The 17,093-nt window shown below is 74.1% G+C and carries 2 protein-coding genes; both read right to left on the bottom strand.

The annotated features are described in order from the left end of the window. Positions 1-14 precede the first annotated feature (14 nt). A complete protein-coding gene (locus ABD343_RS37210; protein ID WP_344534858.1) occupies positions 15-10,850 on the bottom strand; it encodes a type I polyketide synthase in 10,836 nt (3,611 codons plus the stop codon). Between the two features lie 43 nt (positions 10,851-10,893). Continuing rightward, positions 10,894-17,025, bottom strand: coding sequence for a type I polyketide synthase (locus tag ABD343_RS37205; RefSeq protein WP_425578365.1), 6,132 nt, complete (start codon positions 17,023-17,025; stop codon positions 10,894-10,896). Positions 17,026-17,093: the final 68 nt, after the last annotated feature.

Here is a 17,093-nt window from a genome sequence, read left to right as displayed (position 1 = left end):
CTGATCCGCACGCGTCAGGACATTCCGAGTTCGTTGTCGAGCGCCTCGAAGAGCTCGTCGTCGGTGGCTTTTTCGAGGTCCTCGCCGGAGTTCTCCGGGCCCTCGCCGTTCCGGTTCTCGTCCCACTGCCACAGCAGGGTCCGCAGCCGGGTGGTGATCTTCTCCCGTTCCGCGGCGTCGGGGTCGAGGTCCGGGAGCCCGGCGGCGATCCTGTCGAGTTCGGCGAGCAGCCGGGCCGCGGGGTCCGCCTCGGCCGGGACCAGCTCCGTCAGGAGGAACTCGGTGAGCGCGACCGGGGTCGGGTGATCGAAGACGAGGGTGGCGGGCAGGGTGACGCCGCCGACCGCGGCGAGCTGGTTGCGCAGCTTCACGGCGGTCAGCGAGTCGAACCCCAGGTCCTTGAAGGGCCGCTGGTCCTCGACCTGGTCGGCGGACTCGTAGGCGAGCACCGACGCGACCTGGTGCCGGACCAGGGCCAGCACGGTCTCCCGCTGCTTGTCGGCGGGCATCGCGGCGAGCCGTTCCGCCCAGCCCTTCTCTCCCGGTCCCTCTGCGCCGGCGGAGCGCCGCGCCTCGCCCGGCATCAGGCCGTGCAGCAGGACCGGCACCCGGTCCCTGGGCAGGGCCCGGATCGCCGGGACGTCCAGCGGGATCGGCACCAGCACGGGCTCGTCGGCCCGGCGGGCGTGCTCGAAGAGGACCATGCCGAGTTCGGCGGTCATCGCTCCGGCCGAGATCCGCTCCGCGCGCATCTCCTCGGCCTGGTCCGCCGCCATGACCCGCTCGGCCCAGACGCTCCAGGCCATCGAGACGGCGGGCAGCCCCTCGCTCCGGCGCCGGTGCGCCAGGGCGTCCAGGAAGGCGTTGGCGGCCGCGTAGTTGCCCTGCCCGGCGTTGCCGAAGTGTGCCGCCGCCGAGGAGAACAGGATGAACGCCGACAGGTCCGGGCACAGGTCACGGGTCAGCTCGTGCAGGTTCCACGCCGCGTCCGCCTTGGGCCGCAGCACGGCCTCCAGCTTCTCCGGGGTGAGCGAGGTGACCACGCTGTCCTCGACCACCCCGGCCGCGTGCACGACCGCGGTCAGCGGACGGTCCCCCGGGACGGCGGCCAGCAGCTCCGCCAGCGCGTCCCGGTCGGCGGCGTCGCACGCCGCGAGCGTGACCTCCGCGCCGAGCGCCGCCAGTTCGTCCCGCAGCTCCGTCGCGCCCGGGCCCGCCGCGCCACGGCGGCTCGCCAGCACGAGGTGCCGCATGCCGTGCCGCGTCACCAGATGACGGGCCACGAGGGCGCCGATCATTCCGGTGCCGCCGGTGATCAGGACCGTGCCCCGCGCGTCGAGGTCCGGGGCCTCGCCCGTCCGGTGGACCCGCGCGAGCCGTACGGCGCGGGGCATGCCTTCGCGGACCACGGCCTGCGGCTCGCCCGAGCCGAGCACCTGCGGCAGGGCCGCGGCCGAGGAGGCGTCCTCGTCGAGGTCGACGAGGACGAACCGTCCCGGGTGCTCGGACTGCGCGGACCGGAGCAGCCCCCAGCTCGCCGCGTGCGGCAGATCGCTCACCGGTTCGTCGCCCTCGGCCGCCATCGCGCCGCGCGTGACCAGCACCAGCCGGGACGCGGCGAACCGGTCGTCCGCCAGCCAGTCCCGGACGAGCGCCAAGGTGTCGCCGACGGCGCCGCGCACCGTCTCCGGGACGGTCCCGTCATGAGTGCCGCGCGGGGCGGCCACCAGTACGACGTCGGGTACGGGCGCGCCCGCGTCGACCGCCGCGCCGAGGGCGGCGAGGTCGGCGAGACTGGTGGGGTCCGTGGGGTCGGCGGGGTTGTCCCGTACGCTGCCGTTCGCGGCCTCGGATCCCGTGAACGCCGCTGCCAGCCGGCCGTCGGGGTCCGCGCCGAGCACGACCCAGGTGCCCATGAACTCCGGCCCGTGCAGGGGCGTCCACTCGGGCCGGAAGAGCGTGTCGCGCGGGGCGGCGCCGGCCGTCAGCGCGGTGGCGGTGACGGCCCGGAGCCGCAACGCGTCGACGGTGGCGATGGGTTCGCCCAGACCGTCGGCGACGTCCAGCGTCACGGCGCCGTTCGGATCGGTGGTCAGGCGGGCCCGCAGGGCGGTCGCGCCGGTCGCGTGGAGCGAGACCCCGTTCCAGGTGAACGGCATCCACGGGCCCTCGCCCTGCTCCGCGAGCGGCCCCCACGACAGGGCGTGCAGCACGGAGTCGAGCAGAGCCGGATGCAGCCCGAACCGCCCGGCCTCGTCCCGCTGGTCCTGCGGCAGCGCGACCTCCGCGTAGAGATCGTCGCCCTGGCGCCAGACCTCGCGCAGGCCCCGGAAGACGGGACCGTACTCGACCCCGGCCGCCGCGAGCTGCTCGTAGATCCCGTCCAGGTCCACGGGGGTGGCGCCCTTCGGCGGCCAGACATCGAGCCCGGTACCTCCGGCCGCGGCGGTGTCCGGCCCGAGAAGCCCGTTCGCGTGCTCGGTCCACGGCTCGCCGTCGAGCGCGTCGTCGGCCCGCGAGTGCACGCTGACCGGCCGCCGCCCCTGCTCGTCCGGAGCACCGACGGTGACCTGGAGCTGCACCCCGCCCTTCTCCGGAAGGACCAGCGGTGCCTCCAGTACGAGTTCCTCCACCCTGGAGCAGCCGACCTGGTCGCCCGCCCTGATCGCCAGATCCACGTAGCCCGTTCCGGGCAGGATCGCGGCACCCTGAACGGCGTGCTCGGCGATCCAGGGGTGCGTGACCGTACTGATCCGCCCGGTGAGCACGACCGTGTCCGCCCCGGCCATGGGCACGGCAGCCGGTACGAGCGGGTGCTCGACCGGTCGCAGCCCGAGCCCGGCGGCATCCTGCGTGGTCCCCGAACCGGACAACCAGTAGCGCTGGCGCTGGAAGGCGTACGTCGGCAGATCGACGCGCTTGCCGGTGGTCGGGAGGTAGGTGCTCCAGTCGACGGGCACGCCGTGGGCCCACAGGTGCCCGAGGGACTGTACGAGCCGGGCTCGTCCGCCCTCGTCGCGCCGCAGCGTGCCGGTCACGACGACCGGGGTGTCCGCGTTCTGCGCGGTGTCCTCGATGCCCGGGGTAAGGACGGGGTGCGCACTGCACTCGACGAACACTCCGTGCCCGTCGGCCAGGAGCGCCTGCACGGCCTCCTCGAACCGAACCGTGTTGCGCAGATTCTCGAACCAGTACGAAGCGCCCAGCTCCTCACCGGATACGGGCGCCGCCGTCACCGCCGAGTAGAACGGGATACGGCCTTCGACCGGCTCGACGCCTGCGAGCAGGGCGGCAAGCTCGTCCCGCAGGGCCTCGACCTGAGGGCCGTGCGAGGCGTAATCCACGGGAACCTGACGCGCCCGCACCCCCGCTTCCTCACACTCGGCCAGCAGCTCTTGCAGGGCTTCCGGCTCACCGGAAACAACCGTCGAGGAAGGTCCGTTGACCGCCGCGACCGAGATCCGCTCACCCCACTGGGCGATCCGCTCCTCCACCGCCTCCCGCGAAGCCGCCACCGAGGCCATGCCGCCGCCACCGGCCAACACCCGGCCGATCGCCTGACTCCGCAACGCCACCACCCGGGCCCCGTCACGAAGCGAGAGCGCCCCGGCGACACAAGCAGCCGCGATCTCACCCTGCGAGTGACCCACCACGGCAGCAGGCGTGACCCCGCACTCCTCCCACACGCCGGCCAGCGAGACCATCACCGCCCACAACACCGGCTGGACCACGTCCACCCGCGCGAGCATGTCCTCATCCCCGAGGACAGACAGCAACTCCCACTCCACGAACTCCGACAGGGCCGCCCCGCACTCAGTCATCCGCCCCGCGAACACCGGCGAGGACGCCAACAGCTCATCGGCCATCCCAAGCCACTGCGACCCCTGACCAGGGAAGACCAGCACAACCCGCGAGCCCGCGCCCGTGCCCGTAGACCCCCGCACCACACCCGAGCCGTCCAAGGCCCGCAGGGCGTCAAGGTCCCCACCCGGCACCACCGCCCGGTACTCCAGCGCCGCACGCGAGTTCAGCAGCGAGACGCCGACCGCCACCGGCGACAGCCCCGGCCGCTCCTCCAGGAACGAGGCCAACCGCCCCGCCTGCGCCACCAACGCACCCTCAGAACGCCCCGACACCACCCACGGCACCGGACCGCCACTCTCAACGGCCTCGACAGCGGGCTCCGGCTCCTCCACCTCCGGCGCCTGCTCCAGCACCACATGCGCGTTCGTACCGCTGATCCCGAACGACGACACACCCGCACGACGCGGACGCCCCGTCTCCGGCCAAGTGCGTCCCTCGGCGAGCAGCTCCACCGCGCCCGCCGACCACTCCACGTGCGACGAGGGCTCATCGATGTGGAGGCTCTGCGGCAGGGTGCCCTCCCGCATGGCGAGGACCATCTTCATCACGCCCGCCACACCGGCGGCGGCCTGCGTGTGCCCGATGTTGGACTTGATCGACCCGAGCCACAGAGGCTCGTCCCGGCCCTGCCCGTACGTCGCCAGCAACGCCTGCGCCTCGATCGGGTCACCCAACGTCGTCCCGGTCCCATGCGCCTCGACCGCGTCCACGTGGGAGGGTTCGAGGCCCGCGTTCGCCAACGCCTGCCGGATGACGCGCTGCTGGGACGGCCCGTTCGGCGCCGTCAGACCGTTCGACGCGCCGTCCTGGTTGACGGCGGAGCCCCGTACGACCGCCAGCACCCGATGCCCGTTCCGGCGCGCGTCGGACAGCCGCTCGACCAGCAGCATGCCCACGCCCTCGCCCCAGCCCGTACCGTCCGCCGCGTCCGCGAACGCCTTGCAGCGGCCGTCCGTCGCGAGGCCGCGCTGCCGCGAGAACTCGACGAAGACGCCGGGGGTGGCCAGGAGCGTCACGCCGCCGGTCAGGGCCAGGGAGCATTCGCCCGAGCGCAGTGCCTGGACCGCGAGATGCAGCGTGACCAGCGAGGACGAGCAGGCCGTGTCGACGGTGAGTGCGGGGCCCTCCAGGCCGAAGGAGTAGGAGATGCGCCCGGAGACGACGCTGCCCGCCGTGCCGGTGGCGAGGTGGCCGTCCACGTCGGCGGAGCCCTGGGGCAGGATCGAGCCGTACTCCTGGCCGTTGGTGCCGACGAAGACGCCGGTGTCGGCTCCGCGCAGGGTCGTCGGGTCGATGCCCGCGTCCTCCAGGGCCTCCCAGGACGTCTCCAGCAGGAGCCGCTGCTGCGGGTCCATGGCCAGGGCCTCGCGCGGCGATATCCCGAAGAACGCGGGGTCGAAGCCCGCCACGTCCCGGACGAAGCCGCCCTCGCGGACGTAGGAGGTGCCGTGGTGGTCGGGGTCGGGGTGGTAGAGCCGTTCGACGTCCCAGCCTCGGTCGCCGGGGAAGCCGCCGACCGCGTCCTCGCCACGGGCCAGCAGGTCCCAGAGCTGCGCGGGCGAGGTGACGCCTCCGGGGAAGCGGCAGGCCATGCCGACGATCGCGATCGGCTCGTCGTCCGCCGCTCCCCGGGCCCGCGCCACGGGTGCGGCCGTGTGCCCGCCGAGCAGTTCCTCGCGCAGGTGCCGCACGAGGGCGGCGGGCGTCGGGTGGTCGAAGACGAGCGTGGCGGAGAGGCCGAGCCCCGTGGCGGCGTCCAGGCGGTTGCGCAGCTCCACGGCGCTCAGCGAGTCGAAGCCGAGGTCCTTGAACGCCCGCGAGGCCTCCACCGCGCCGCCGCCCGCGTAGCCGAGCACCAGCGCGATCTGGGCCGTCACCAGCTCTCTCAGCGCGCGGTCCTGGTCGGCCTGCGGCAACCCCGCGAGGCGGTCCCGCAGCGCGTTGCCCGCGCCCGCGCCGCCCGGGATCCCCGAGGCGGCACGCCGGCGCAGCGGCACCAGGCCGCGCAGGGCGGGTGCCGCCTCGCCGGAGGCGGCGAGTGCCCGTAGGTCCAGCCGCAGCGGTACGGACAGCGCGCTGTCCGTGGCGAGCGCGGCGTCGAAGAGGGCGACTCCCTCCGCCGCGCCGAGCGGGACGAGTCCGCCACGGGCCATCCGCCGCCGGTCGGTGTCGCTGAGCTGCCGGGTGATCTCGCTGTTCTCGGCCCACAGGCCCCAGGCCAGGGAGGCGCCGGGAAGCCCGGTCTCGCGGCGGTGGCGGGCGAGGGCGTCGAGGAAGGCGTTGGCGGTGGCGTAGTTGGCCTGTCCCGCGGCGCCGAGCAGTCCGGCGGCCGAGGAGAAGAGGACGAACGCGGAGAGGTCCAGGTCCCTCGTCAGCTCGTGCAGGTTCCACGCCGCGTCCACCTTCGGGCGCAGCACGGTCTCCATGCGCTCCGCCGTGAGGGAGCCGAGGGTGCCGTCGGAGGTGACACCGGCGGTGTGCACCACGCCGGTCAGCGGGGCGTCCTCGGGGATCCCCGCGAGCAGTCCGGCGAGTGCTTCGCGGTCCGCGGCGTCGCAGGCGGCGATCTCCACCCGGGCGCCCAGTCCGGTCAGTTCCTCGCGGAGCGCGTCCGCTCCCGTCGCTTCCGGGCCGCGGCGGCTCGTCAGCAGGAGGTGGCGGACGCCGTGCGCGGTCACCAGGTGCCGGGCGATCAGGGCTCCCAGGGTGCCGGTGCCGCCGGTGACGAGCACGGTCCCGTCGGGACCCCAGGGCGTGTTCCCGCCGGGCGACGCCTCGGGCCTGACGAGCCGGGGGGCCGACAGAACCCCGTCGCGGAGGGCGAGTTCGGACTCGCCAGCGGCTACGGCCGCGCCGATGGCGGCACGTATGTCTTCATCGATACCTGTGCCGGTGTCGGTATTGGTGTCGGTGTCGGTATCGGTGTCGGTGTCGACGTCGACCAGGACGAAGCGGCCCGGGTGCTCCGACTGCGCCGAGCGCACCAGCCCCCAGAGCGGCGCCACGTTCAGATCCACCGGTTCACCGGCTACGGACACGGCGCCCCGCGTCACGATCACCAGTCGGTCACCGGCACTCCGGTCCTGGCCGTCGGCGACCCAGCTCCGCAGCCGCTCCAGCACCTGCCCGGCCGCCGCGCGTACGCCGTCCGGAACGCTCGCCGCCCCACCCGCCGACGGGTACAGGAATACGAGGTCGTCACCGCCGCCTCCGCTACCGGCGGCGGTACGCGGGCGTTCCGGGAGGGGCGTCCACTCCACCGCAAAGAGCGCGTCGCGCTCGCCCGGAACGCCCATGGCCGAAGCCGAAGCGGAAGCCGTAGCCATGGCCGCATCCGCCGCCGCGGCGAGCTGCTCGGGGTCCACGGGCTCGCAGCGCACCGCGTCCACGGTCGCCACCGGGCCGTCGGCCTCGTCCGTGACGAGGAGCGCGTAGCCGTCGCCCTCCCTCGTCAGCCGGACCCGCAACGAGGTGGCGCCCACCGCGTGCAGCCGCACCCCGGACCAGGACGCGGGGAGCCGCGGCCCGCCGGGCGCAGGCTGGAGCGCCGGTTGCAGCGCGGCGTCGAGCAGGGCGGGGTGCAGCCCGAACTTCGCCGCGTCGGCGGCGGCCTCGTCGGGCAGAGCGACCTCGGCGTAGATCTCGTCCCCGTGCCGCCAGGCGGTCCGGAGGCCCTGGAAGAGGGCGCCGTGATGGAAGCCGGCGGCGCCGAGCGCGTCGTAACAGGCGTCCACGGAGAGCGCCTCGGCACCCTCCGGCGGGCGGGCCGAGGCGCCGGAGGGCACCGCCGTTCCGGCGCCGTCGGCCGCCAGTACGCCGCTGGCGTGCAGGGTCCAGGACTGCTCGGGCGAGTCCTCGAACCGGGAGTACACCGCCAGTTCCCGCCGCCCGTCCGCGCCGGGCGCGCCGTCCTCGGCGGGCTGGGCGGGCTCGGCGACGACGACCCGGAGCTGCACGCCGCCCCGTTCCGGCAGCACCAGCGGCGACCGTACGGCGAGTTCCTCGACCAGGTCGCAGCCGACCTGGTCCCCGGCCTGGACCGCGAGTTCGACCAGTGCCGCGCCGGGCAGGACCGTGGCGCCGAGCACCGCGTGATCGGCCAGCCAGAGGTGGGTGGCCAGGGACAGCCGCCCGGCGAGGACGACGGCGTCCGGCAGGCTCACGGTGGCGCCGAGCAGCGGATGCTCGGCGGCGCCCAGCCCCGCGGCCGTCACATCGCCGACGCCGGTGTCGCCCTCCAGCCAGAAGTGCTGCCGCTGGAACGCGTACGTCGGCAGCTCCACCCGACGTCCGCCGCCGACCATCCGCTCCCAGTCGACGGAGACCCCCCGGACCCAGAGCCCGGCCAGTGCCTCCGTCGCCGCCTCGGGCTCCGAACGGTCCTTGCGCAGCACGGGCACGAAGGCCACGTCCTCCGTCTCCTGCGCCAGACAGTCCTGCCCCATCGCGGACAGCACCCCGTCGGGCCCCAGTTCGAGGAACGTGCCCACACCCTCCGCGTGCGCGGCACCGATGCCGTCATGGAAACGAACCGCCTCACGCACGTGCCGGACCCAGTACGCGGGATCGCACAGCTCACCGGGCTCCGCCATACGACCCGAGACATTCGAGACGACCGGCAACACCGGCTCCGTGTACGTGAGTTCCTCGGCCACCGCGCGGAAGTCGGCCAGCATCGGGTCCATCAGTGGCGAATGGAAGGCATGGCTCACGCGAAGCCGCTTGACCTTGTGCCCCTCCGCCTCCAGAGCGGCAGCAACCTGCTCGACCGCCTCCTCGGCGCCGGAAATGACGACGGAGGCCGGGCCGTTGACCGCAGCGACACCCACATCCTCGCGCCCCTCCAGGAGCGGGACAACCGCATCCTCCGGCGCCCGCACCGACACCATCACCCCACCGTCCGGCAGCGCCTGCATCAACCGCCCCCGCGCAGCAACCAACTTCGCCGCATCCGCCAGCGACCACACACCCGCCAGATACGCCGCCGTCACCTCACCAATGGAGTGACCCAGCAACACCTCGGGCGCCACCCCGTACGACTCCACCAGCCGATACAGCGCCACCTCGACCGCGAACAGCGCCGCCTGCGCGTACTGCGTCCGATCCAGCAGCCCACCCTCGCCGCCCCACACGACCTCGCCGAGCGGACGGGGCAAGTACGCGTCCAGCTCCCCGCACACCTCGTCCCAGGCACGGGCGAAGACCGGATACGCCTCGTACAGCTCCCGGCCCATCCCCACTCGCTGCGCACCCTGACCCGTGAACAGCACGCCGAGCTTGCCGTCGGCGACCAGGCCGGTGATGGCGCCGATGGCCGCACCGTCGGTGGCCAGGGCGGAGACCGAGGTGTGCAGCCCGGGGCGGTCGGCGGCCAGCACGACCGCGCGGTGGTCGAGGGCGGCACGCGTGGTGACCAGGGAGAAGCCGATGTCCACGGGGTGCGCGTCCGGCTGCTCGTCCACGAAGGCCGCGAGTTTGGCCGCCTGCGCGGTGAGCGCGGGCCGGGAACGGGCGGACAGCACCCAGGGCACCAGGCCGGACGGGTCGGACGCCGTCGGCGGCGCGGGAGCGGGGCCTTCGGAGTCCTCGGAGCCCTCAGAGCGGTCGTCGGAGGGGGCCTGTTCGAGGATGACGTGGGCGTTGGTGCCGCTGATGCCGAACGAGGACACCCCGGCCCGGCGCGGCCGTTCGCTCTCCGGCCAGTCCCGCTCCTCGGTCAGCAGCTCCACCGCTCCCGCCGACCAGTCGACGTGCGGTGAGGGCGCGTCGACGTGCAGGGTCCGGGGCAGTACGCCGTGCCGCATGGCGAGGACCATCTTGATGATCCCGGCGACGCCGGCTGCGGCCTGCGTGTGTCCGAGGTTCGACTTGATGCCGCCCAGCCACAGGGGGCGGTCGGCCGGGCGGTCCTGGCCGTACGTCGCCAGGAGCGCCTGGGCCTCGATCGGGTCCCCGAGCGTCGTTCCGGTCCCGTGCGCCTCGACCGCGTCCACGTCCGTCGCGGACAGATGTCCGTTCGCGAGGGCCTGGCGGATGACGCGCTGCTGGGACGGCCCGTTCGGCGCCGTCAGACCGTTCGACGCGCCGTCCTGGTTGACGGCGGAGCCCCGTATCACCGCGAGCACCGGGTGGCCGTTGCGCTGCGCGTCCGAGAGCCGCTCGACCAGCAGCAGCCCGGCCCCCTCGCCCCAGCCCGTGCCGTCCGCCGCGGCGGCGAACGGCTTGCAGCGGCCGTCGGCGGCCAGGCCGCGCTGGTGGGAGAAGTCGACGAAGGTGTCCGCCGTGGCCATCACCGTCACGCCGCCCGCCAGGGCGAGTTCGCACTCCCCCGCGCGCAGTGCCAGTACGGCCTGGTGCAGCGCGACCAGCGACGAGGAGCAGGCGGTGTCCACGGTGACGGCGGGGCCCTCGAAGCCGAAGAGGTACGAGATCCGGCCGGACACCACGCTGCTCACCGCGCCGGTGCTCATGAAGCCGGCGATCTCGTCGGGGACGTCGACGACCCGCGCGGCGTAGTTGTGGTACATCAGCCCGGCGTAGACCCCGGTCCTGCTGCCCCGCAGGGTGCCGGGGTCGATTCCGGCGCGTTCGAACGTCTCCCACGCGGTTTCCAGCAGCAGGCGCTGCTGGGGGTCCATTGCCAGGGCCTCGTGCGGCGATATGCCGAAGAATCCCGGGTCGAATTCCGCGGCGTCCCGCAGGAATCCGCCCTCGCGGACGTAGGAGGTGCCGGGATTCTCCGGGTCGGGGTCGTAAAGGCCCTCGACGTCCCAGCCCCGGTCCTCCGGAAAGGCGGACATGCCGTCGCGGCCCTCGGACAGCAGGGTCCACAGCTCCTCCGGAGAGGCGACCCCGCCGGGATAGCGGCAGGCCATGCCGACGATCGCGATCGGCTCGGATTCGAGTTCCCAGATCCGGCGACGCGTCTGCCTGAGGTCGATCGTGGCCTGCTTGAGATACTCGACAAGTTTCTTGTCGTTGGTCACCTGGTTCCGCCCCTTCGACCGGCACGAAAGATGTTCTGGAAGATCATGAGTTGCCGAACTCCCGGTCAAAGACGTCCAGCAGTTCATCGGTGGAGGCGTCCCGGAGATCGCTGTCCGCGTCGTCGCCGAATTCCGCCGCGTCGCCGTCGCGGTACTGGCTCAGCGCGCGCTCCAGGCGCTTGGTGATTTCCCTCCGGTCGCCGTTCTCCGTCCGCAGCGACGAGAGCCCGGCCTCCAGCTTTTCGATGGTGGCCAGCACCGTCGCGACGGGATCGGGCTCGTCGACGCCCACCTCGTCGAGGATGTGCGCCGCGAGCGCGGCGGAGGTCGGGTAGTCGAAGATCAGCGTGGCGGGGAGCCGCAGCCCGGTGGCGGTGTGCAGCCGGTTGCGCAGTTCCAGCGCGGTCAGCGAGTCGAAGCCCAGCTCGGTGAACTGCTGCTCCGCCTTCGTCTTCGCCGTGTCCGCGTGTCCGAGGACCGCGGCGACGTGCGTACGCACCAGGTCGAGCACGACTCCGGACCGTTCGGCCGTCGGCACCGCGCCCAGCCGCTCGCCCAGCGACACCTCCGCCGTGACCGGCCCGGAGGCCGCCGCGCGGCGCGCGGGAGCCCGTACCACCCCGCGCAGCACCGGCGGTACGTCGCCCGAGGCCGCCACCTTGCGCGGGTCCAGGTCCATCGGGACGACGACGGCCGCGCCGGGAGCGGGACCGGATACGGGGGTACGCGCGGCGAGTGCCGTGGCCGCGTCGAAGAGCGCCGCCCCGGCCTCGGAGGAGAGCGGCACGAGGCCGCCGCTCCCGATGCGCCGCAGGTCGGTGTCGGCGAGCTTCCCGGTCATCCCGCTGCTCCGCGCCCACAGGCCCCAGGGCAGCGAGACCGCGGGCAGGCCCGCCGCCCTCCGGTGCGCGGCGAGCGCGTCCAGGAAGGTGTTGGCGGCTGCGTAGTTGCCCTGCCCGGGTGCGCCCAGAATCCCAGCGACCGACGAGAACAGGACGAACGCGGAGAGGTCCGCGCCGAGGTCCCGGGTCAGCTCGTGCAGGTTCCAGGCCGCGTCGACCTTCGGCCGCAGGACGCGGTCCACCCGGTCGGGGTCGAGCGAGGTGATCACCCCGTCGTCCGTGACCCCGGCGGTGTGCACCACGCCGGTCAGCGGGGCGTCGGCCGGGATCCCGGCCAGCACTCCGGCGAGGGCGTCCCGGTCGGCCGCGTCGCAGGCGACGACCTCCACCCGCGCGCCGAGCCCGGTCAGTTCGTCCCGCAGCTCCGCCGCGCCCGCCGCCGACGGGCCCGTACGGCTGGTCAGCACCAGGCTCCGTACGCCGTGCCCGGTCACCAGGTGCCGGGCGATCTCGGCGCCCAGGACGCCGGTGCCGCCGGTGATCAGCACCGTGCCGCCGGTGTTCCACACCGCCGCGCCGTCCGCGCCGTCCGCTCCTTCCGGACCCGCCGAGCCCGCCGGACCCGTCGGCCCGGCCGACCCCTCCGGCGCGTGTACGGCCGTGGCTGCGAGGCGCGGCACCGTGAGAGTCCCGCCGCGGATCGCCGCCTGCGGCTCACCCGTCGCGAGCAGCGCGGGCAGCTTCGCCGTCGAGGCGTCCTCGTCGTCGAGGTCGGCCAGCACGATCCGCCCCGGGTGCTCCGACTGCGCGGACCGCAGCAGGCCCCAGACCGGCGCCGTCGCCAGCTCCGCCGGCGCCCCGTCCGGCGAGACCGCGCCCCGGGTGAGCACGATCAGCCGTGCCCCCGCGAGGCGTTCGTCGGCCAGCCAGGCCTGGACCGTGCCGAGGACTCCGTGCACGACCGCGCGCACCGCGTCCGGCGTCGCGTTCCCCGCTGCGCCGGATACGGGCGCCGCCACCGGCAGCACCACGAAGTCCGGCGCCGCGTCCTGGCCCCCGGCCTTCTCCGGTTCCGCGCAGGTGCTGACGTCCGCGCCCGTACGCCGCAGGAGCGCGGCGACCCGCTCCGCGTCCGGGCCGACCACGGTCCAGTTGCCGGACAGGGGGTCGGGCAAGGGGTCGGACAGGGGTCCGGGCAGGGGTTCCGTCAGGGGCCCGGACAGGGGTTGCGCGGCGGCCTCGACGCCGGTCCAGGCAAGCTCGTACAGCGAGCCCCGCCGTTCGGCGGCGCCGAGCTGATCGGCCGGGACAGGCCGCGTCACCAGGGAGTCGACGGTGGCCACGGGCGCGCCCGTCTCGTCCGCCACCAGGACCCGCACCCCGCCGTCACCGGCCGGGGAGAGCTGCACGCGCAGCGCGGTCGCGCCGACGGCGTGCAGCCGGACCCCGGTCCAGGCGAACGGCAGCCCCGAGGCGGCGTCGCCCAGCAGCCCCACGGTCTGCAGCGCGGCGTCGAGCAGGGCCGGGTGCAGCGCGAACCTCATCGCGTCGGCGGCCGCGTCCTCCGGCAGCGCGACCTCGGCGAACACCTCCCCGCCCCGTCGCCAGGCCGCACGCAGCCCCTGGAACACCGGCCCGTACGCGAAGCCGACGGAGACCAGCTCCTCGTAGAACTCGTCCACCGGAACGGGCTCGGCCTCGGCAGGTGGCCACACGGTCTCGTCGAAGCGCGCCGCGGCGTCCGTCGCGACGGCGAGCGTGCCGGTGGCGTTCCGGGTCCATTCCTGGTCGGGCTCGTTCTCGTTCCGGGACAGCACGGCGAGTTCGCGGCGCCCGTCCTCGGCCGACTCCTCGCCCACCGTGACGCGGAGCTGCATGCCGCCGCGCGGCGGGAGGACCAGCGGGGCGTGCAGGGTCAGCTCGTCCAGCAGGTCGCAGCCGACCTGGTCGCCGGCCTGGACGGCGAGTTCGACCAGGGCGGTGCCGGGCAGCAGCACGGTGTCCATGACGGTGTGGTCGGCGAGCCAGGGGTGGGTGGTCAGCGAGAGCCGCCCGGTCAGGACCACGGAGTCCGGCAGCGTCACCGCCGCGCCGAGCAGCGGATGGTCCGCCGCGCCCAGCCCGATCGAGGCGACGTCGCCCCGCCCCGCGTCGGCCCGCAGCCAGTAGTGCTCCCGCTGGAACGCGTACGTCGGCAACTCCACGGTGCGCGCGCCCGGGAAGAACGGCGTCCAGTCGACCGCCACGCCGCGCGACCACAGCCCACCGAGCGCCTGGACGACGGCTTCGGGCTCGTCACGGTCCTTGCGCAGGCTCGGCAGCAGTACGGCCGCCTCCGGCGGCAAGCAGTCCTGCCCCATCGCGGACAGCACGCCGTCGGGCCCCAGTTCGAGGAACGTGCCCACACCCTCCGCGTGCGCGGCGCCGATGCCGTCGTGGAAACGAACCGCCTCACGCACGTGCCGGACCCAGTAGGCGGGGTCGCACAGCTCACCGGGCTCCGCCATACGGCCCGAGACGTTCGAGACGACCGGCAACACGGGCTCCGCGTAGGCGAGTTCCTCGGTCACCGCGCGGAAATGGGCCAGCATCGGGTCCATCAGCGGCGAATGGAACGCATGGCTCACCCGCAGCCGCTTGACCTTGTAGCCCTCCGTCTCCAAGGCGGCGGCCACCTGCCCCACGGCCTCTTCGGCGCCGGAGACGACGACGGAGGCGGGCCCGTTGACGGCCGCGACACCCACGTCGTCGCGCCCCTCCAGGAGCGGGACGACCTGCTCCTCGGAGGCCCGCACCGAGACCATCACGCCACCGGCGGGCAGGGTCTGCATCAACCGGCCCCTGGCCGCGACGAGCTTCGCCGCATCCGCCAGCGACCACACACCCGCCAGATAGGCCGCCGTGACCTCACCGATCGAGTGGCCCAGCAACACCTCGGGCGTCAGGCCGTACGACTCCATCAGCCGGTACAGGGCGACCTCGACGGCGAACAGCGCCGCCTGCGCGTACTGCGTCTGATCCAGCAGTCCGCCCTCGCCGCCCCACGCCACCTCACCGAGCGAACGCGGCAGGTACGCGTCCAGCTTCGCACACACCTCGTCCCAGGCACGGGCGAAGACCGGATACGCCTCGTAGAGCCCCCGGCCCATCCCCACCCGCTGCGCGCCCTGGCCCGTGAACAGCACGCCCACGCGCGGGTCACCGGCGAGCGCTGTGGGGTGCTCGCCCTCGGCCAGGCGTGCGGCCGAGGCCAGCAGGGAGTCGCGGTCCGTGCCGGTGACGACCGCGCGGTGTTCGAGTGCCGCGCGGGTGGTGGCCAGGGAGAAGCCGATGTCGGCCGGGGTCGCCTCCGGGTGCTCGGCGGCGTGGGCGACGAGCCGCCCGGCCTGCGCGGAGAGGGCGTCCTGCGTGCGCGCGGAGAGCGGCCACGCCAGCATGCCCGTAGCGGCCGCCCCTCCGCTCTCGACGGGTGCCTCGGGCGCGGGACCCGGCTCGGCGGGCTCTTCCACGGGGGCCTGTTCGAGGATGACGTGGGCGTTGGTGCCGCTGATGCCGAAGGCGGAGATGCCCGTCCTGCGCGGGCGGCCGGTCTCCGGCCAGTCCCTGGCCTCGCCGAGGAGTTCCACGGCACCGGACGACCAGTCCACGTGCGGGGTGGGCTCGTCCAGGTGCAGGGTCCTGGGCAGGACGCCGTGCCGCATGGCGAGGACCATCTTGATGATCCCGGCCGCACCGGCGGCTGCCTGCGTGTGCCCGATGTTCGACTTCACGGCACCGAGCCAGAGCGGCTGGTCGGCCGGGCGGTCCTGCCCGTACGTCGCCAGTACCGCCTGGGCCTCGATCGGGTCGCCCAGCGTCGTGCCCGTGCCGTGCGCCTCGACCGCGTCCACCTCGGACGGCGCGAGGCCCGCGTTCGCGAGGGCCTGGCGGATGACGCGCTGCTGGGACGGCCCGTTCGGCGCCGTCAATCCATTGGACGCGCCGTCCTGGTTGACGGCGGAGCCCCGTACGACCGCGAGCACCGGGTGGCCGTTGCGCCGCGCGTCCGAGAGCCGTTCGACCAGGATCATGCCGGCGCCCTCGCCCCAGCCCGTACCGTCGGCCGAGGCGGCGAACGGCTTGCAGCGGCCGTCCGGCGCGAGCCCGCGCTGCCGGGAGAACTCGACGAAGTTGCCCGGCGTGGCCATGACGCAGGCACCGCCCGCCAGGGCCATCGAGCACTCCCCGGAGCGCAGCGCCTGGATCGCGAGATGGAGCGCGACCAGCGACGAGGAGCACGCCGTGTCCACGGTCACCGCGGGCCCTTCGAGGCCGAGCGAGTAGGAGATACGGCCCGAGAGCACGCTGCCCGCGCCGCCCGTCGTCAGATACCCCTCGATGTCCTCCGGGACGTTGCCGTCGACGGGCGCGTAGTCGTGGTAGTTGATCCCGGCGAAGACCCCGGTGGCGCTGCCGCGCAGGGCCGTCGGGTCGATCCCCGCGTGTTCGAACGCCTCCCAGGACGCCTCCAGCAGCAGCCGCTGCTGCGGATCGGCCGCCAGCGCCTCCCGGGGGCTGATCCCGAAGAAGCCCGCGTCGAACTCGCCCGCGTCGTAGAGGAATCCGCCCTGCCGCGTGACGCTCTTCCCGCTCTCGGAGGGGTCACCGCCGAACAGATTGTCCAGGTCCCAGCCGCGGTCGACGGGGAAGCCGGAGACGGCGTCCCCGCCCCCGGCCACGAGTCGCCAGAGGTCGTCCGGGGACGTGACTCCGCCCGGGTAGCGGCAGGCCATGCCGACGATCGCGATCGGATCGTCGTCGGCGGGCCGGACCGCCGGAACGGCCGGGGCGCTGTCCGACGCGGCCACGACACCCAGCAGCTCCCCGTGCACGTAGCGCGCGAGGGACTCCGGGTTCGGATAGTCGAAGATCAGCGTGGCGGGCAGGGTCAGCCCGGTGGCCGCGTTGAGCCGGTTGCGCAGTTCCACGGCCGTGAGCGAGTCGAAGCCGAGGTCCTTGAACGCCCGGGTGGTGCCCACGGCGTCGCTGCCGTCGTAGCCGAGCACGGCGGACGCCTGCCTGCGGACCAGCTCCACCAAGGTCCGCTCGCGCTCTGCCCCGCTCATCGGACGCAGGCGCTCGGCGAGCGTGTCGGCCGTGCCGCCGCCGGTGGCCGCGGCACGGCGCCGGACCCGCACCAGCCCCCGCAGGAGCGCCGGGACGTCACCGGTCGCGGCTACGGCCTTGAGGTCGAGACGGGCGGTCAGCGCGACGGGCCGTGCGGAGGCGAGCGCGGCGTCGAACAGCGCGGTGCCTTCGGCCTGACCGAGCGGAATGATCCCGCCCCGCGCCATGCGCCGCAGGTCGGTGTCGCTGAGCTGCCCGGTCATGCCGCTGGCGTTCGCCCAGAAGCCCCAGGCGA

The sequence above is a fragment of the Streptomyces albiaxialis genome (assembly GCF_039530985.1).
Classification (GTDB): domain Bacteria; phylum Actinomycetota; class Actinomycetes; order Streptomycetales; family Streptomycetaceae; genus Streptomyces; species Streptomyces albiaxialis.
This window is presented reverse-complemented; position numbering and strand designations above follow the sequence as displayed.